General features: G+C 69.8%; 14 protein-coding genes. 7 read left to right on the forward strand and 7 right to left on the reverse strand.

The annotated features are described in order from the left end of the window. Positions 1–37 precede the first annotated feature (37 nt). From BSE24067_RS21715 to BSE24067_RS21725, 3 genes are all read left to right on the forward strand, one after another. The gene (locus tag BSE24067_RS21715) at positions 38–943 is read left to right on the forward strand and encodes an SDR family oxidoreductase (RefSeq protein WP_170297549.1); all 906 of its coding nucleotides are present in this window, start codon (positions 38–40) and stop codon (positions 941–943) included. 105 nt (positions 944–1,048) lie between these two features. Beyond that, positions 1,049–1,789 carry an SDR family oxidoreductase gene (locus tag BSE24067_RS21720; protein ID WP_151067742.1) on the forward strand — a complete coding sequence of 247 codons (741 nt, stop codon included), beginning with the start codon at positions 1,049–1,051 and terminating at the stop codon, positions 1,787–1,789. A 153-nt stretch (positions 1,790–1,942) separates the two neighbouring features. Beyond that, on the forward strand, positions 1,943–2,281 hold the full coding sequence (locus BSE24067_RS21725) for a hypothetical protein (RefSeq protein WP_151067741.1): 339 nt from the start codon (positions 1,943–1,945) through the stop codon (positions 2,279–2,281). Between the two features lie 41 nt (positions 2,282–2,322). On the opposite strand, the gene BSE24067_RS21730 is transcribed toward BSE24067_RS21725, so the two are convergent. From BSE24067_RS21730 to BSE24067_RS21740, 3 genes are read right to left on the reverse strand one after another with little or no spacing between them, the layout of a single operon-like run. Next, the gene (locus BSE24067_RS21730) at positions 2,323–2,754 is read right to left on the reverse strand and encodes a DUF3331 domain-containing protein (RefSeq protein WP_174904852.1); all 432 of its coding nucleotides are present in this window, start codon (positions 2,752–2,754) and stop codon (positions 2,323–2,325) included. Continuing rightward, positions 2,754–3,035, reverse strand: coding sequence for a hypothetical protein (locus tag BSE24067_RS21735; protein WP_151067737.1), 282 nt, complete (start codon positions 3,033–3,035; stop codon positions 2,754–2,756). The genes BSE24067_RS21730 and BSE24067_RS21735 overlap by 1 nt, the downstream gene beginning before the upstream one ends. Beyond that, a complete protein-coding gene (locus BSE24067_RS21740) occupies positions 3,022–3,972 on the reverse strand; it encodes a helix-turn-helix domain-containing protein (protein ID WP_151067764.1) in 951 nt (316 codons plus the stop codon). The genes BSE24067_RS21735 and BSE24067_RS21740 overlap by 14 nt, the downstream gene beginning before the upstream one ends. 665 nt (positions 3,973–4,637) lie before the next feature. Between BSE24067_RS21740 and BSE24067_RS21745 the strand changes: the two genes are divergently transcribed. From BSE24067_RS21745 to BSE24067_RS21760, 4 genes are all read left to right on the forward strand, one after another. Then, a complete protein-coding gene (locus BSE24067_RS21745; protein WP_151067735.1) occupies positions 4,638–4,988 on the forward strand; it encodes a BON domain-containing protein in 351 nt (116 codons plus the stop codon). Positions 4,989–5,394: 406 nt separating this feature from the next. Next, positions 5,395–8,634 (forward strand): efflux RND transporter permease subunit, encoded by a 3,240-nt coding sequence (locus tag BSE24067_RS21750; RefSeq protein WP_174904853.1) that lies wholly within the window; start codon positions 5,395–5,397, stop codon positions 8,632–8,634. A gap of 52 nt (positions 8,635–8,686) precedes the next feature. Then, a complete protein-coding gene (locus tag BSE24067_RS21755) occupies positions 8,687–10,330 on the forward strand; it encodes an efflux RND transporter periplasmic adaptor subunit (protein ID WP_151065949.1) in 1,644 nt (547 codons plus the stop codon). 31 nt (positions 10,331–10,361) lie between these two features. Beyond that, positions 10,362–11,909: an efflux transporter outer membrane subunit gene (locus BSE24067_RS21760; protein ID WP_151065950.1), complete on the forward strand. Its 1,548-nt coding sequence runs from the start codon at positions 10,362–10,364 to the stop codon at positions 11,907–11,909. On the opposite strand, the gene BSE24067_RS21765 is transcribed toward BSE24067_RS21760, so the two are convergent. The 4 genes from BSE24067_RS21765 to BSE24067_RS21780 form a co-directional block, all read right to left on the reverse strand. Next, positions 11,887–13,347: a heavy metal sensor histidine kinase gene (locus BSE24067_RS21765; protein WP_151065951.1), complete on the reverse strand. Its 1,461-nt coding sequence runs from the start codon at positions 13,345–13,347 to the stop codon at positions 11,887–11,889. The two genes, BSE24067_RS21760 and BSE24067_RS21765, sit on opposite strands and share 23 nt — an antisense overlap. Further along, on the reverse strand, positions 13,344–14,021 hold the full coding sequence (locus BSE24067_RS21770; protein WP_151065952.1) for a heavy metal response regulator transcription factor: 678 nt from the start codon (positions 14,019–14,021) through the stop codon (positions 13,344–13,346). The genes BSE24067_RS21765 and BSE24067_RS21770 overlap by 4 nt, the downstream gene beginning before the upstream one ends. 295 nt (positions 14,022–14,316) lie before the next feature. Continuing rightward, positions 14,317–15,219: a GNAT family N-acetyltransferase gene (locus BSE24067_RS21775; RefSeq protein ID WP_151065953.1), complete on the reverse strand. Its 903-nt coding sequence runs from the start codon at positions 15,217–15,219 to the stop codon at positions 14,317–14,319. A gap of 125 nt (positions 15,220–15,344) precedes the next feature. Beyond that, complete coding sequence (locus BSE24067_RS21780; RefSeq protein WP_420883502.1) at positions 15,345–16,553, reverse strand: M20 aminoacylase family protein; 1,209 nt, start codon at positions 16,551–16,553, stop codon at positions 15,345–15,347. Positions 16,554–16,596 lie beyond the last annotated feature (43 nt).

Below are 16,596 nucleotides of genomic sequence, written 5' to 3' on the forward strand. Positions count from 1 at the left end.
TCAACACCACGTTTACCGCCTACGGAGGGCATCCATCATGAGCAAAGTCATACTCGTCACCGGCGCATCCAGCGGCTTCGGCAGGCTGACCGCGGAGGCACTCGCGCGCGCCGGCCACATCGTCTACGCGTCGATGCGCGACGTCGGCGGGCGCAACGCGCCGGTGCTCGACCAGATGCGCACGCTCGCACGCGACGCGCGCGTGGACCTGCGTCCGCTCGAACTCGACGTACAGTCGGACGCGTCGATCGATCGCGCCGTCGCGCAGGTGATCGAGCAGGCCGGCCGCATCGACGTGCTGATCCACAATGCCGGGCACATGGCGTTCGGCGCGGCCGAAGCATTCACACCGGAACAGTACGCGCAGCTGTACGACATCAACGTGCTCAGCACCCAGCGCGTGAACCGCGCCGTGCTGCCGCACCTGCGCGGCCGGCGCGAGGGGCTGCTGATCTGGGTATCGAGCAGCAGCGCCGCCGGCGGCACGCCGCCGTACCTCGCGCCGTATTTCGGCGCAAAAGCCGCGATGGACGCGATCGCCGTGCTGTACGCGCGCGAACTGTCGCGCTGGGGTATCGAGACGTCGATCGTCGTGCCGGGCGCGTTCACGCAGGGCACGAACCATTTCGCGCACGCGAGCGCACCGGCCGACACCGCACGTGCGGCCGAATACGACGCCGGCCCCTATCCGGACTTCGGCCGCGAGGTGCAGGAAGCGTTCGCCGCAATCGTACCGGCGGACGCGCACGCGAGCCTCGTCGCCGATGCGATCGTGGGCGTCGTCGCGGCGCCTGCCGGCAAGCGGCCGTTTCGCGTACACGTCGATCCGACCGAAGACGGCGCGAACGTCGGCTTCGCGGTGCTCGACCGGCTGCGCGCGGAGATGCTGCATCGCGTCGGCCTGTCCGATCTTCTGTCGCCGCGCGTGCCGACGCCAAACTGAGCGTATCGCGCACCGTTTCACCCGCACCCGATCATCCACCCGACCGGGTTCGGCCGCGCGACGCGTCGCGTTTGCGGCCGCCCGGCATACATCGAAGGAGCTCACATGTCTCAATCGTCCGGCAAGATCGCCATCGTCACCGGTTCGTCGCGCGGCATCGGCGCCGATATCGCGGTTCGCCTCGCGCACGACGGGTTCAAGGTTGTCGTCAACTATGCGAGCAACGCGGCACCGGCGGAAGAAGTCGTCGCGCGCATCCGCCAGGCGGGCGGCGAAGCATTGCTCGTCAAGGCCGACGTCGCCGATCCGGCGGCCACCATCGCGATGTTCGATGCGGCCGAAAAGGCGTTCGGCGGGATCGACGTCGTGGTCAACAGCGCCGGCGTCATGCTTCAGGCGCGGATCGCCGAGTTCGACGACGCGACGTTCGACCGGTCGGTCGCGATCAACTTCAAGGGCGCGTTCAACGTGAGCCGCGAAGCCGCGCGCCGCGTGCGCGACGGCGGCCGGATCATGAACCTGACGACGAGCGTGACCGGCGTGCGTTTGCCGACCTATGCGGTGTACATCGCGACGAAGTGCGCGGTCGAAGGGCTCACGCAGGTGCTCGCACAGGAACTGCGCGGCCGCCGCATCAGCGTCAACGCGGTCGCGCCGGGGCCGGTGGCCACCGAGCTGTTCCTCGCCGGCAAGAGCCCGGAACTCATCGAGCGCATGGAGAAGATGAATCCGATGGAACGGCTCGGGCAGCCGGAGGACATCTCGGCCGTCGTCGCGTTCCTCGCGAGCCCGCAGGGCGGGTGGATCAACGGCCAGGTCGTGCGTGCGAACGGCGGAATGTGCTGAAACGCGCCGGGCGGGCGTCCGTGCCGGCCCGGCGGCCACGCGCGCATCGCGGCGGATCGAGGCCGGCGTGACGGACGCCATGCCGACACGCGAGCGCACGTGGCTGCGTCGGGGTCGTTCGTGTCGCCTGCCGTCGTTCGACAAGGAGCCTTCATGATCCCGATCGTCATCCGCCCGCTGACAGCGCTTTGCCTGTCGAGCGCCGTCGCAATGGCCGCCTGCATCGTCGGCGCGGCCCAGTCGCCGCGGTTCGTCGACACGATCGAAGCAGTCGGTTCGGACACGGAATTGCCGCTCGAGCGCATTGCGACCGGCGGCGCACTCATCGCGACGGACTCGCGCTCCACGCACGAGTCCTCGCGATTGCCCGCATGGAACGCCGTGGATCATCCCGCGGCGCCGCGTCGTGCCCATGTCGACAAGCGGCTCGATCATGCCGGCCGCGCGCCCGGCTATCGTCACGCGATCGGCGATGAGAAATACTGGACCTAGCGCGACATGCGCGGCCCCCGCGAAGGACCGCGCACACACGCTCACGCCGTTTCTTCGATCTGCTCCAGCACCGATGCAAGAATCATCGCGCCCGCATTGATCGGTACGGGACGCGTCGGCCGCGGCCGGTAAACGGAATCGCCGGGCGCGATCGGACGCCCGCTCACCGCGCACACGCCGCCGACACGCGCGCGCGCCGTCTGCCAGACCTGATCGCCATACGAGCACCGCGTCGCATCGCGCCATGCGATCGACACGGTCGTCGCGCTCTGGCGCTCGACGACACTGACGGCGACCGTGCGCCGTTCCGACATCGCATAAAGCTTGTTCCGCCCGTCGGCGCCCGGGCGCGCGCGACGCGTTTCGCGCGGGCGCGCGGATGCTCGCACGTCGCGCGGCGCACACAGTTGCGTGAGCAGGCCGAGAGTCTGCGTCCACGGATCGACGTCCGTCGCGTTCGTTCGAATTTCCATCACCGCCTCTCTCCGTCGTGTGAACCCATCGCCGTTGGCCGCCGCGCATCGCGCACCGGCGCCGCTGCATCCCGGCCGGCTGCATGGCCCGCCGCATGGCCCGATACGTCGTCCCATACGTGCACGCCACCGCCGCGGGCGACGCGCGACGCGATCGTGTCGCGCGTCGGCACAGGCATCGGTTGCGGCCGCCGCCGCGTGTCGTCATGCACGCGCTGCCCGCCGCACAGAAACCGCTCGCTGATCGCGAGGAACGCGCTGATCCGCTCAACGTTGTTCATCGATGTTCGTCCTCCAGCAGCACGGCGTTTGACCGACGAAGCGCTTGAACACGGTCGTGAAATGAGCCTGCGAGCGAAAACCGGTGCTCAGCGCCACGTCGAGCACGTTGTGACGCGATTCCAGCAGCAGCTGCTGCGCGCGCTCGATCCGGCGGCGCATCAGGTATTCGTGCGGACGCAGCCCCGTCGCGTGACGGAACTGCGCGGCAAAGTGCATGCGCGTGAGGCCGGCGCTTTTCGCCATGTCGGCAAGCCCGATCGAATCGGCGAGATGCGCATCCACGTACTCGACCACGCGCCGCATCCGCCACGACGGCAGCTCGGCCGCTCGTCGCGCATCGCGCTGCCGCACCGAGAAGTGACGCGCAATGACGCGCGACACGATCGCGAGGCCGACGCCGTCGGCAAATACCTTGCCGAGCGCGCCGTCCCGCGTGTGCGACACCGCGAGCGCCTGGCCGAGCCGCTCCAGCGCCGGGTCGCGGATCAGGCGCGGGTCGTCGATCACGACATCGCCCGACGGCGGCCGGCCGAACAGGTCTTCGTAGCATTCGGCGAGCACGCGCTGCGACGCGAACAGATGCAGCACGTCGCTCGCGCCGTGGAAGTCTGCCCGGCAGTGCACGCCTGGAGCCGTGACCTGCGCGGCCCCCGCGGTCACGCGTCCGTCGACGAGCACGCGCCCCGCATGCACGAACGTCAGCGACGTGCATTTCAGGCTGATGCCGATGCAGTGCCAGCGCTCGCTGCCGTCGTGCGACACGGCGACGGACGTCGCGTCCTGTCGCGTCCACCGCGAGAGCGCCATGTCGGCGTGCGGCGCCGCGCCGGGTTCGCGCCACGCGCGCTCGACGTTGATGGGATCGTGCGGGGCCGGCGGCCAGCCGCACGCGTCGACGCCGTCGACGGAACCCGGAGAATTCGGCAAGGAAAGCATCATGATGGTTTTCCGAAAAGATCGTAGGACGATGATCGGCAGCCGTGCGCCGCGTCGACTCAACGGTAGCGAATCGGTACCGCGCGGGCCAGCCGTACATACGGATGCGTGAAGGCCACAATCGATGGGGCGCGTCATATCGAGGTTTAATGCCGCGATGCGGACGCCGTCCGGCGCTCTCGCCAGCACGCTGGGGCGTGCCGCCTGCGTGGCGCCGCCGCACGCCGGCATCGGCGCCGATCGAACGGCGCACCGATCCGGCGAACGCGCTCATACCTTCGTATGGTCCGGCGATGCGATCGTGTAGCGCGGCGGCGACGAACGCCGAAAGCGTTCCACCGCCGGGCGAGCGCGCATTTCACCCGCAACGGCGAATGCGCGCTTGCCGATATGCACGACCGCGGCCGGACCGTGCGGACCCCGCGCGGCGTTCGCACGCCCGCACCGTGCCAGTGGACAAGCCGGCGTGCGTTCCGGCAATCCGGATGGCGGCGCTGAACCGATACTCCGTTTGCCCGACCGACGACGATATCGATGCGCGGTGCGACGCCGGCGCCCGCTCGCGCCGCAATCGCGCCGGTGCGTCGCGGACGGGAATGTCCACACGACACGCACGGGCCGGGCGCCGACGCGCGGCCCGGCGCCACGTTCAACGAGAGGAAAACATGCGCCCCATCAAGCTCGCCGTATCGGCACTCATCCCGCTGTTCACGGTGGCGACCGCCGCGGTCGCGCAAACCAGCGCGCCCGCTTCGGCGTCCGCCGTATCGACACCCGGCAAGCAGCAGCTTCGCCGCGCGAACTGGCATACCGAAACGCAGGTCCGCAAGGCGTTGACGTCGACGCGCGGCCTCGCGACGTCGGACATTCGCGTCGTCGCGCGCGCGAACACGATCACGCTCGACGGCACCGTTCCCGACGAAGCGCAGATCGAGCTCGCGCAAACCGCGGCGCAAGCCGCCGCGCCGGCGAAGACGGTGGTCAACCGCCTGTCCGTGAAGGAAGCCGGACACTGACGCGCGCATGGCGGCGGAGGCATTCGCCGCGCCGGCGGCGCGGTGCTTCCGGTGCGCCGCCATCGGCTGCGCAGCGGTCTCCAACACGCGCACAACGGTGATCTCGGCAATGCAGACGGGTTTCGTCACGACTCGCTCCTGACGGGATCGACAAGCGCGCATCGGCGATGCGCGGCCGGCAGCATGGCCGCGGCCGCGGCTGGCTGATGTGCGCATTCTCGGCAACGCAGCCGCGCGCGGCGCTGACGGCCAGATGACAAATTTGAAAGCCTCGGCCGATGCAGCCCCGCCCGCACAGATAACGACTTCGTAATCCTCGGGTCAGGATCGGGTCAACGCCCCACCGGCAGACTGCACGCTCGTCGCATCGAATGCGCATCCATGCCCTGCTTCGAGGAGCACCATCATGTGGATCGTCCGGCTGGCGTTACGCAGGCCCTACACGTTCGTCGTACTCGCACTGCTGATCTTCATCGCGGGACCGCTTGCGCTGCTGCGCACGCCGACCGACATCTTCCCGAGCATCGACATTCCGGTCGTCAGCATCGTCTGGTCGTACAACGGCTTCTCCGCGGAGGACATGGCCAAGCGGATCACGTCGAACTACGAACGCGCGCTCACGTCGGACGTCGACGACATCGAGCACATCGAGTCGCAGTCGCTGAACGGCGTGTCGGTCGTGAAGATCTTCTTTCACCCGGGCGCGGACATCAATCGCGCGATCGCGGAAGCCGCGAGCAACGCCGCGTCGATCCTGCGCATCCTGCCGCCCGGCACGCTGCCGCCGAACATCATCACGTACAACGCATCGACGGTGCCGATCCTGCAGCTCGGGCTGTCGAGCAACACGCTCGCCGAGCAGCAGCTGTACGACCTCGGCAACAGCTTCATCCGCACGCAGCTCGCGACCGTCCAGGGCGCGGCTGTGCCGCTGCCGTTCGGCGGCAAGATTCGCCAGATCGTCGTCGACCTCGACACGCGCGCACTGCAGGCGAAGGGGCTCGCGCCGATCGACGTCGTGAACGCGATCAACGCGCAGAACCTGATCCTGCCCGGCGGCACCGCGAAGATCGGCACGCACGAATACAACGTGCAGATGAACGGCAGCACGCAGACGGTCGCCGCGCTCAACGACCTGCCGGTGAAGACGATCGGCGGCAACGTCGTGTACGTGCGCGACGTCGCGCACGTTCGCGACGGCTACGCGCCGCAGACCAACATCGTGCGCGTGAACGGCAAGCGCGCGGCGCTGCTGACGGTCGAGAAGACCGGCAGCGCGTCCACGCTGACGATCATCGACCAGGTGAAGGCGATGCTGCCGAAGATCGCGGCGGGGCTGCCGAAGGCGTTGCACATTTCGCCGCTCGACGATCAGTCGGTGTTCGTGAAGGCGGCGGTCCAGGGCGTCGTGCGCGAAGCGCTGATCGCCGCGTGCCTGACCGCGCTGATGATCCTGCTGTTTCTCGGCAGCTGGCGCGCGACGCTGATCATCGCGGTATCGATTCCGCTCGCGGTGCTCACGTCGCTGCTTGCGCTGTCCGCGCTCGGCCAGACCATCAACATCATGACGCTCGGCGGACTCGCGCTCGCGGTCGGCATTCTCGTCGACGATGCGACCGTCGCGATCGAAAACATCACGCACCACCTGGAGCTCGGCGCGCCGCTGGAGGACGCGATCCTGACCGGCTCCGGAGAAATCGCGGTGCCGACGTTCGTGTCGACGCTGTCGATCTGCATCGTGTTCGTGCCGATGTTCCTGCTCACCGGCGTCGCTCGCTACCTGTTCGTGCCACTGGCCGAGGCCGTGATCTTCGCGATGATCGCGTCGTACTTCTTCTCGCGCACGCTGGTGCCGACGCTCGCGATGGCGCTGATGCGCGCGAAACGGCAGGACCGGCCGCCGCGCGGTGTATTCGCGCGCGTCGCGCGTTTCCAGGCCGCGTTCGAGCATCGCTTCGAGGCCGTGCGGCTGCGCTATCGCGCGCTGCTGTCCGCGGCGATCGCGCGGCGCCGTCGTTTCGCGGCCGCGTTCCTGCTCGCGTGCATCGCATCGACGGGCCTGTACGCATTCGCCGGGCAGGACTTCTTCCCGTCGGTCGACACCGGCGAGATCCGCCTGCACCTGCGCGCGCCGACGGGAACACGGATCGAGGAAACCGCACGGCTGACCGACGAAGTCGAAGCGAAGATCCGCGGCGTGATTCCGGCGAACGAACTCGCCGGCGTGCTCGACAACATCGGCGTGCCGGTGAGCGGGATCAACCTCACGTACGACTCGTCGGATCCGATCGGCACCGAGGACGCCGACGTGCTCGTCACGCTGAAGCCGAATCACGCATCGACGGCCGCGTACGTCGCGAAGCTGCGCAACGTGCTCGCGCAGTCGTTCCCCGGCGTGACGTTCGCGTTCCTGCCGGCCGACATCGTCAGCCAGATTCTCAACTTCGGCCTCCCCGCGCCGATCGACATCCAGATCGTCGGCAACAAGCTCGACCAGAACCGCGCGGTCGCGAATGCGCTGCTCGCGAAGCTGCGCGGCGTGCGCGGGCTCGTCGACGCACGCATCCAGCAGCCTGGCGACGAACCGGCGATCAACGTGAACGTGGACCGCACGAAAGCGATCCAGGCCGGCCTCGAGCAGCGCGACGTCGCGCAGAACCTGCTGATCGCGCTGTCCGGCAGCTCGCAGACGACGCCGAACTTCTGGCTCGATCCGCGCAATGGCGTGAGCTACCCGGTGCTCGTGCAGACGCCGCAATACACGGTGAACTCGCTGCAGTCGCTCGCGAACGTGCCGCTGCCCGCCGGCACCGCGCGCGCGCCGCAGACGCCGGCCGGCGGCCCGGCCGCGGGCGCGCCCGCGCAGAACCTGCTCGGCGCGCTCGGCACGTTCTCGCGCGCGACGCAGCAGGCGGTGGTGTCGCACTACAACGTGCAGCCGGTGCTCGACATCTTCGCGTCGGTGCAGGGGCGCGACCTCGGCGGCGTCACGGCCGACGTGACGAAACTCGTCGACGCCGCACGCGCGCAGCTGCCTCCCGGCTCGTCGATCGTGCTGCGCGGCCAGGTGCAGGCGATGCACGAGTCGTTCACCGGGCTGCTCGGCGGCCTGGTGCTCGCGATCGCGCTGGTCTACATGCTGATGGTCGTCAACTTCCAGTCGTGGCTCGATCCGCTCGTGATCGTCGGCGGGCTGCCGGCATCGCTCGCCGGCATCGCGTGGATGCTGTTCGTCACGCGCACCACGCTGTCGGTGCCCGCGCTGACCGGCACGATCCTGTGCATCGGCATCGCGACCGCGAACAGCATTCTCGTCGTGAACGCGGCGCGCGAGCTGCTCGCCGGCGGCGCGTCGCCGTGGCAGGCCGCGCTCGATGCCGGCTTCAGCCGCTTCCGGCCCGTCGTGATGACGGCGCTCGCGATGCTGATCGGCATGCTGCCGATGGCGCTCGGCCTCGGCGACGGCGGCGAGCAGAACGCGCCGCTCGGCCGCGCGGTGATCGGCGGGCTCGCGTTCGGGACGTTCTCGACGCTGCTGTTCGTGCCGGTGCTGTTCGGCTTCGTCCACGCATGGCTCGCGCGGCGCCGCGACGCCGCGGCCGCGCGGCGCACGCAGCACGCGCCCGATACGCCGGCGCTGCGGTGAGCGCGCACGGCCGCCTCTTCCCATCCTTCGATTCGCCCGACCCGGACCCATCATGAACGACTCGATCGAACCCGTCGCCCCGCTGACCGCCGACGAAGCGTCAACGCCTGCAACGCCGGCCACGCAGGCTGCTCCGGCTGCTCCGGCTGCTTCGGCTGCTTCGGCAGCTTCGGCAGCTTCGGCTTCTGCGCCTTCTGCGGCTTCTCCGGCCGCTCCGGCAGCTTCGGCCACGCAGGCAGCTCCGACCGCTCCGGAGGCCCCAACCGCCAACGCGGCCGTGCCGCCCGCATCCCACGACGCAACCCGTGACGCGGCACGCGACGTGCCGCCGAGCCGCGGCGCCCGCAAGCTCGCCGTGCCGCTCGCGGCCGTCGCGCTCGCCGCCGCGCTGCTCGCGCTCGGCATCGTGCCGCGTATCGACGCACGCGCCGCGCAGCGTGCGCAGGTGGCCGCGCAGCAGGCGCTGCCGGTGTCGGTCATCGTGCCCGGCGCGGCGCCGGCCGATCAGACGCTGACGCTGCCCGGCGCGGTGGCGCCGTATGCGGACGCGTCGATCTACGCGCGCACGAGCGGCTACATCGCGCACTGGAGCGCCGATCTCGGCACGCACGTGAAGGCCGGCCAGACGCTCGCGCAGATCTCGGCGCCCGATCTCGACGCGCAGCTGCGCCAGGCGCGCGCCGACGAAGCGAGCGCGCAGGCGAACTACGACTACGCGAAATCGACCGCGCAACGCTGGCAGGACATGCTCAAGACGCAATCGGTGTCGCAGCAGGACACCGACACGAAGGTCGCGGACATGAACGCGAAGCGCGCGATGCTCGCGTCCGCGCACGCGAATGTCGCGCACCTTGCCGAGCTCGTGTCGTACGAGTCCGTCACCGCGCCGTTCGACGGCGTGATCACCGCGCGCAACGTCGACGTCGGCACGCTCGTCACGGCGGGCGGCACGCCCGGCAGCCCCGGCCTGTCCGGCGAACTGTTCCATCTCGAACAGACGGACACGCTGCGCGTGTTCGTCGACGTGCCGCAGGACAGCGCGACCGGCGTGTCGGCCGGCACGCAGGTCTACCTGACGACGCCGCAATATCCGGGGCGGCGCTTTGCCGCGCGTGTCGCGCGCAGCGCGGGCGCGATCGATCCCGTCACGCGCACGCTGCGGGTCGAGATCGACGTCGACAACCGCGACGGCGCGTTGATGCCCGGTGCGTATGCACAGGCGCATCTCGTCTTGCCGAGCGCGGCGCCGGCGCTCGAACTGCCGGTCAGTGCGCTGCTGTTCCGTCCGAACGGCGTGACGGTCGCGACCGTCGGCGCGAACGGCCGAACCGTGCTGAAGACCGTGCAGATCGGGCGCGATTTCGGCACGCGCGTCGAGATCGTCGCGGGGCTCGCGGCCACCGACCGCGTGATCGACAATCCGGGCGATGCGATCACGGCGGGCGAAGCCGTGAAGATCGTTTCGTCCGCACGCGCGGCGGCACCGGGTGCTGCTGCGTCGGCTGCGTCGGCTGCGTCGGCTGCGGCCGCTTCGTCCGCTTCGCCCGCTTCATCGTCTGCGCCTGCTCAATCCGCCCCGCCCGCGCAAACCGCTCAACCGACATCCGCAACCGCTGCGCGCAACTCACCGCCGCCGCGCGCCGCAGGCACGACGCCCGCGCCATCGACGCCCGCTCCGGCGCCCGCCCGCGGCTGACCCATCGACGACGACTCACGAGATCCCTGCCATGCGCCTTCCCCATCCGCTCCCGTTCGCCCGCCAAGCCGTCGCGCTCGGCGCCGCCGCGGCGTCGGCCGCGTTGACCGCGTGCTCGACGCTGCCGCCCTACTCGCCGCCCGCCGTCACGGTGCCCGCGCACTACGCGGGCGCACCGGCCGCGCAGGCCGGCTGGCAAATCGCAACGCCCGCAGATGCCGCCTCGCGCGGCGCATGGTGGACCGTGTTCGGCGATGCCGGCCTGAACGCGCTCGAAGCGCGCGTCGACGTGTCGAACCAGACAGTGAAAAAAGCCGTCGCCGACCTGCAGCAAGCACGCGCGATGGTCGACTATCAGCACGCCGGATTCCTGCCGACGATCACGGCGGGCGCCGCACAAAGCCGCGCGCGCGTATCGCAGAACCGGCTCGGCTCGTCGCTCGCCGGCAAGACGACGCCCGACTACCAGGCCGGCGTGGCCGCAAGCTGGGAACCCGACGTGTTCGGCCGCGTGCGCGACGCGGTGGCAGGTGCGCAGGCGAACGCCGCCGCGAGCGCGGCCGATCTGCAGGCCGTGAAGCTGTCGGTCACGGCCGAACTCGCGACCGACTATTTCGCGCTGCGCTCGCTCGACACGCAAAAGCAGCTGCTCGACGACACGGTGCGCGCATACGCGGACGCGCTGACGCTGCTCAAGCAGCAGCTCGCGGCCGGCGCGATCGACGCGTCGGCGGTCGCGCAAGCCGAAACGCAGCTCGAATCGACGCGCACGCAGGACACCGACATCGACGCGTCGCGTGCGCAGTTGCAGCATGCGATCGCGACGCTCGTCGGCGAAAGCGCGTCGACGTTCGCGCTGCCGCCGCGCGTGCAGGCGTTCCGCGTGCCGGCGATCCCGGCCGGCGTGCCGTCGCAACTGCTCGAACGGCGGCCCGACATCGCGGCGGCCGAGCGCCGCGTCGCGGCCGCGAATGCGCAGATCGGCGAGGCGCGTGCCGCGTTCTTCCCGGATCTCGTGCTGTCGGCGAGCGCGGGGCTCGAGAGCTCGTTCTTCGCACCGTGGCTGACCGCGCCGAGCCTGTTCTGGTCGCTCGGCCCGCAGCTGGCCGGCACGCTGTTCGACGGCGGCCGCCGCAGCGCGTCGCTGCGCGGCGCGCATGCGCAATACGACGGTGCGGTTGCCGATTACCGGCAGACCGTGCTCGTCGCGTTCCAGCAGGTGGAGGATCAGCTGTCGGCGCTCGACGCGCTCGCATCGGAGGCGCGCAGCCAGCAGCGCGCGACCGACGCGGCCGACCTGTCGCTGCGGCTGACGACGAATCGCTTCAACGCGGGCGCCGTCAGCTATCTGGACGTCGTGACCGCGCAGACGATCGCGCTGACGAACCGCCGCACGGCCGACCAGATCGACGCGCGGCGGATGGAGGCCGCGGTCGGGTTGCTGAAGGCGTTGGGCGGCGGCTGGCAGGCGGCCGCGGACGCAGCCGTACCGGAGAGAACGAACACGAACACCGGCACGAACGGACGCTCGGCGGCCGCATCGCCCGACGCCGCGGTCACGCAGCGGGCGGCCGGTTGAACGTGAGGATGAAACGCGTGCCGCGCGCGTCGCTTTCGACCTGGGCGGTGCCGCCGTGCAGTTCCATCACCGAGCGCACGATCGCGAGGCCGAGCCCGGCGGTGCCGCCCGGCACGCCGCCGCTGCGGGCCGGATCGCCGCGCACGAAGCGATCGAAGATCCGCGGCAGCAGCGCAGGATCGATCGGCTCGCCGGGATTCGCGACGACGACGCGCACCGCGTCCGGCGTTTCGTCGACGGCGAGCGTGATGACGCCGCCGGCGGGCGTGTAGCGCAGCGCGTTCGCGAGCAGGTTGCCCACCGCGCGGCGAAACAGCTCGACGTCGGCGGTCAGTTGCCCGTGCCCGTCGACGCGCAGCGTCGAGCCCGCTTCGTCGGCGAGCCCCTCGAAATATCCGGCGATGCGCTCGAGTTCGTCGCGCACGTCGAACGCGCGCTGCCGCGTGACGAAGCTCGGATGCTCGGCGCGCGCGAGAAACAGCACGTTGTCGATCATCCGCGCGAGACGGTCGTATTCCTCGAGATGCGATTCGAGCAGCGCCTGATACTCGTCCGCCGAACGCGCGCGCGCGAGCGCGACTTCGGTCGCGCCGCGCATGTTGTTCAGCGGCGTGCGCAGGTCGTGCGCAAGATCGGCGCTGAATTGCGACAGATGCGCGAACGCCTGCTGCAGGCGCCCCAGCATCGCGTTCTGCGCATCGACGAGCGCGCACAGCTCGCTCGGCGCGCGCGACGCGTCGAGCCGCGTGTCGAGCTTGTCGACGGTGATCCGGCCGGTGTTGTCGACGATCTCGCGCAGCGGCGCGAGCGCCGTGCGGATCAGCCAGTAGCCGAGCAGCAGCGCGAACAACGCGCCGAGCCCGCCGGCGATCACGAGCCGGTCGCGGTAGCCGTCGAGCAGGTCGGCGCGGTCGCGCATGTTGCGCGCGATCGCGATGCGGATCGGCGTGCGGTCGCCGAGCGCAGCCTCGAACACGACGCCGCGCATCGGCGTGCCGCCGTCGGCCGTCCACGTGACGAGCCGGTCGGCCGTGATCCGTTCGTTCGGCGGAACCGGCACCGCATGCGGCGCAAACAGCTGCGCATCGGCCAGCGGAGCCGATGCGGCGGCACGCGCATCGTCGAGCGCGGCGAGCCGCACGTTGTGGCGCGCGAGCACGTCGCCGCGCGCGTCGACGGCGGCCATCGACAGCGCCTCGTTGCCGAGCACCTGGCTCGTCAACAGCTCGGCGTGCGTGCGGACCGCATCGGCCGATTCGAGCTCGCCCGCGAGCCGGCGCGTGTGGCGCGCGGCGAGCACGATGTCGAGATCGTCCTGCGTGTTCACCTGCCGTTCGAGGCCCGCATACACGTAGGCGCCGACAAGCGCGAACGCAGCGAGCGTGGTCGCGGCGAACGCGAGCGCGAGAGTCGCGGCGAGCGAGCGCGGCCGCGTCATGCGCCGTCCTTCGGTTCGAGCACGTAGCCGACACCGCGCACCGTATGAATCAGCTTGACCGGAAACGCGTCGTCGATCTTCGCGCGCAGGCGCCGGATCGCAACCTCGACGACGTTGGTGTCGCTGTCGAAATTCATGTCCCACACGTACGACGCGATCTGCGTGCGGCTCAGCACCTCGCCCTGCCGGCGCGCGAGCAGCTGCAGCAGCGAGAATTCGCGCGGCGTCAGGTCGATCCGCGTGGCGCCGCGCTTCACGCGGCGGCGCACCACGTCGATTTCCAGATCGCCGACCACGAGGTGCTCGGTTTCGCGCGGCGGCCCGCGGCGCGCGAGCGTGCGGATGCGGGCGAGCAACTCGACGAACGCGAACGGCTTCACGAGGTAATCGTCGGCGCCGAGCTCGAGGCCGTGCACGCGATCCTGCACGTCGTCGCGCGCGGTCAGGAACAGCACGGGCGTCGTGTGCGTGTCGCGCAGCCGCTTGAGCACGCCCCAGCCGTCGAGCACCGGCAGCATCACGTCGAGCACGATCACGTCGTAGCGCTCCTCCTGCGCGAGCATCAGCCCTTCGGCGCCATCCTTCGCGAGATCGACGCTGAAGCCCGATTCCTCGAGCCCCTTCTTCAGGTACGCGCCCGTCTTGGGTTCGTCTTCGACTATCAGGATGCGCATGGCCGGCTCCGCCGCATTCGTGGGACATGCGGCGATGTTACCGGGAAATGGAAACGAGGAACCGCTCCGTGCATGCACGAACGCCGTTGATTACAAAACGGTAATCAGCCGGTCAGCCTGGCGTGCGGCGGCGCGGCCAGAATGCGGGGTGCGGGGCCTTTTTGTGCGCTTGCGTTCGCGCGTTCGCTTCACCGGGAACCGGGAAAACCGCGCGGCCGCGTCCGGTCCGGCCGTACCGCGGCATGCGGGCGAGCCGCCGTCTCGCGACGTTGTCGCGGGACGCGCGCGCCGCCGCTTACGTCATCGCCTGACTGACGAGCGCGTAGAGCCCGTATGCCGGATCGGGCGCGCTGCCGGACGCCGGGGCCGGCGCGTTGCGAACCATCTTCGCGCAGGTGTCCACGCGTTTCAAACCCTGCACGTCGAGCCAGTCCGGCAAGCGGGTGCCGGACGGCACGTCGATGCGAACGAATTCGTTCTCGCGCCTGCTCAGCCAGTGCGCGATCAGCGCCTTCGCGTACACGTCGCCGCCCGTTCGCGGTGTGACGACGGGGCCGATTACCCAACCGCGGCCGAAGCGGCGCAGCACCGAAAATCCGACGGCCTTGCCGTCGCGTTCGAGCACGACGCTTTCGCCGCGCTCGAGCAATGCCGACAGCAGCGTGTCGCGGACGAGGCCGGAAGCACGCGCGTCCAGTTCGACGAAGCAGTCCAGATCGGCCCGCGTGCCGGGCCGCAGCCGCTCCCCGTCGGGCAACGCGACCGCGAGCGGCCGGCTCGCGTTCCCCTGAAATTGATCCAGCGACCCGCACACCGCGAAGCCGAGCTTCTCGTACAGCGGCTGGCCGGCCGGCGTCGCGTGCAGGAACGTGGTGCGCGGCCCCAGTTCGTCGATCAGGATCTCCATCAGCGCGCGGCCGATCCCGCGGCCCTGATGCTCGGACGAGACGATCACGTGGCCGATCGCGGCACGATCCGCACCGTACTTCCAGCACATCGCCGTGCCGATGACCACACCGTTTTCCTCGGCCGCGAACGCAGTCGACGTCTGCGCCGAAAACTGCCAGTCTTCCGCCCGGAACGGCCAGCGCAGCGCCATCGACAGTGCGTGGGCCGCGGGGACGTCCGTCGCGGTGAATCGCCGATAGCGAAGCGCCGTCACGGCGCCGGACGTGCTCGTCGCGTGTTCGAATGTCATTCGTGATCCTCGGAAATTGCGTCGTTCGGCGGGCCGGCAGCGGCAATGCGCATTCGCGGCCCGTCGATGGAATCGACTGTCGTCACCGCCGCATCGCGCGCGGCCGACGGCCGATAAACCGTGCATTAATCCGCACTCGACGGCGTCCGTGCGAAATACCGCTGGGCGAGCGCAACCCAATACCGGACGCCGGCCGGAATGATGTCGTCGTTGAAGTCGTATTTCGGATGATGCAGCGCCGGCGAGGCCGCACCGTCCGGGGCATTGCCGATCAGCACGTAGGTGCCCGGCCGTTCCTCCAGCATGAAGCCGAAGTCTTCGGACGTCATGTTCGGCGGCACGTCGCGGGCCAGGCGTGCATCGCCGAACGTATCGCGGATCACCGCTTCGCAGAAGGCGGTCTCGGCCGGCGTGTTGACCGTCGCCGGGTAGTACTGAAAAAATTCCACGTCGACCTGCGCGCCGTAAGCCGCGGCCAGCCCTTCGCACATCAGCCGGACGTCGCGCTGCAACTGCTGCTGCAACGCGGACGACAGCGTGCGGATTGTGCCGCGCAGCTCGGCGGTGTCGGGAATCACGTTGTCCGTCGTGCCCGCATGGAACATGCAGACGGAAATGACCGCCGGGTCGACGGGGTCCTTGTGCCGCGCGGCGATCGTCTGGCACTGCAGCACCATCGCGCACGCGAGCGGCACCGGATCGATGCCCAGATGCGGCTGCGCCGCGTGCGCGCCCTTGCCCGTCACCGTGATCCTGAAGCGCGAGCCGGCGGCCATGATCGGGCCCGTGCGCAACCCGAAGTGCCCGGCCGGCAATCCCGGCCAGTTGTGCATGCCGAATACCGCTTCCGTCGGGTATTGCTCGAACAGTCCGTCGTCGATCATCTTGCGCGCGCCCGCACCACCCTCTTCGCCGGGCTGAAACACGAAATGGACGCTGCCGGGCAGCTGCGGCAGTTCCTTCAGCACGCGCGCGGCGCCGAGCAGCATCACGGTATGGCCGTCATGGCCGCACGCGTGCATGATCCCGTGCGTGCACGATGCGTGCGCGAAGTCGTTTGCTTCGTGGATCGGCAATGCGTCGAGATCGGCGCGCAGCACGATGCCGCGATGCGGATCCGCGCCGCGCAGGCTCGCGACGACGCCCGTGCCGCCGAGCCCGCGCGACACCGCGTAGCCGAGCGCTTCCAGTTCGCGGGCGACGACGTCGGCCGTCCGGTGTTCCTCGAATCGCAACTCGGGATGCGCATGCAGGTCGCGGCGCAGCTTCGCCCAGTGCGCGTGATGCGCGTCCAACGACGTGTCGGGGATGATGGCGTTTTCCAATCTCGGCATCCTTGCAAAGCAAACCGGTTCAAATCACGACTGCCGCGTCGCG

This window comes from Burkholderia latens, from assembly GCF_902499045.1.
GTDB classification, from domain to species: Bacteria; Pseudomonadota; Gammaproteobacteria; order Burkholderiales; family Burkholderiaceae; genus Burkholderia; species Burkholderia latens.

Bases quoted from the DNA above. Each gene is read 5' to 3' on its own strand.
- BSE24067_RS21715 (WP_170297549.1), top strand. From the start codon at position 38: ATGAGCAAAGTCATACTCGTCACCGGCGCATCCAGCGGCTTCGGCAGG.
- BSE24067_RS21720 (WP_151067742.1), top strand. From the start codon at position 1,049: ATGTCTCAATCGTCCGGCAAGATCGCCATCGTCACCGGTTCGTCGCGC.
- BSE24067_RS21725 (WP_151067741.1), top strand. From the start codon at position 1,943: ATGATCCCGATCGTCATCCGCCCGCTGACAGCGCTTTGCCTGTCGAGC.
- BSE24067_RS21730 (WP_174904852.1), bottom strand. From the start codon at position 2,754: ATGGAAATTCGAACGAACGCGACGGACGTCGATCCGTGGACGCAGACT.
- BSE24067_RS21735 (WP_151067737.1), bottom strand. From the start codon at position 3,035: ATGAACAACGTTGAGCGGATCAGCGCGTTCCTCGCGATCAGCGAGCGG.
- BSE24067_RS21740 (WP_151067764.1), bottom strand. From the start codon at position 3,972: ATGCTTTCCTTGCCGAATTCTCCGGGTTCCGTCGACGGCGTCGACGCG.
- BSE24067_RS21745 (WP_151067735.1), top strand. From the start codon at position 4,638: ATGCGCCCCATCAAGCTCGCCGTATCGGCACTCATCCCGCTGTTCACG.
- BSE24067_RS21750 (WP_174904853.1), top strand. From the start codon at position 5,395: ATGTGGATCGTCCGGCTGGCGTTACGCAGGCCCTACACGTTCGTCGTA.
- BSE24067_RS21755 (WP_151065949.1), top strand. From the start codon at position 8,687: ATGAACGACTCGATCGAACCCGTCGCCCCGCTGACCGCCGACGAAGCG.
- BSE24067_RS21760 (WP_151065950.1), top strand. From the start codon at position 10,362: ATGCGCCTTCCCCATCCGCTCCCGTTCGCCCGCCAAGCCGTCGCGCTC.
- BSE24067_RS21765 (WP_151065951.1), bottom strand. From the start codon at position 13,347: ATGACGCGGCCGCGCTCGCTCGCCGCGACTCTCGCGCTCGCGTTCGCC.
- BSE24067_RS21770 (WP_151065952.1), bottom strand. From the start codon at position 14,021: ATGCGCATCCTGATAGTCGAAGACGAACCCAAGACGGGCGCGTACCTG.
- BSE24067_RS21775 (WP_151065953.1), bottom strand. From the start codon at position 15,219: ATGACATTCGAACACGCGACGAGCACGTCCGGCGCCGTGACGGCGCTT.
- BSE24067_RS21780 (WP_420883502.1), bottom strand. From the start codon at position 16,553: ATGCCGAGATTGGAAAACGCCATCATCCCCGACACGTCGTTGGACGCG.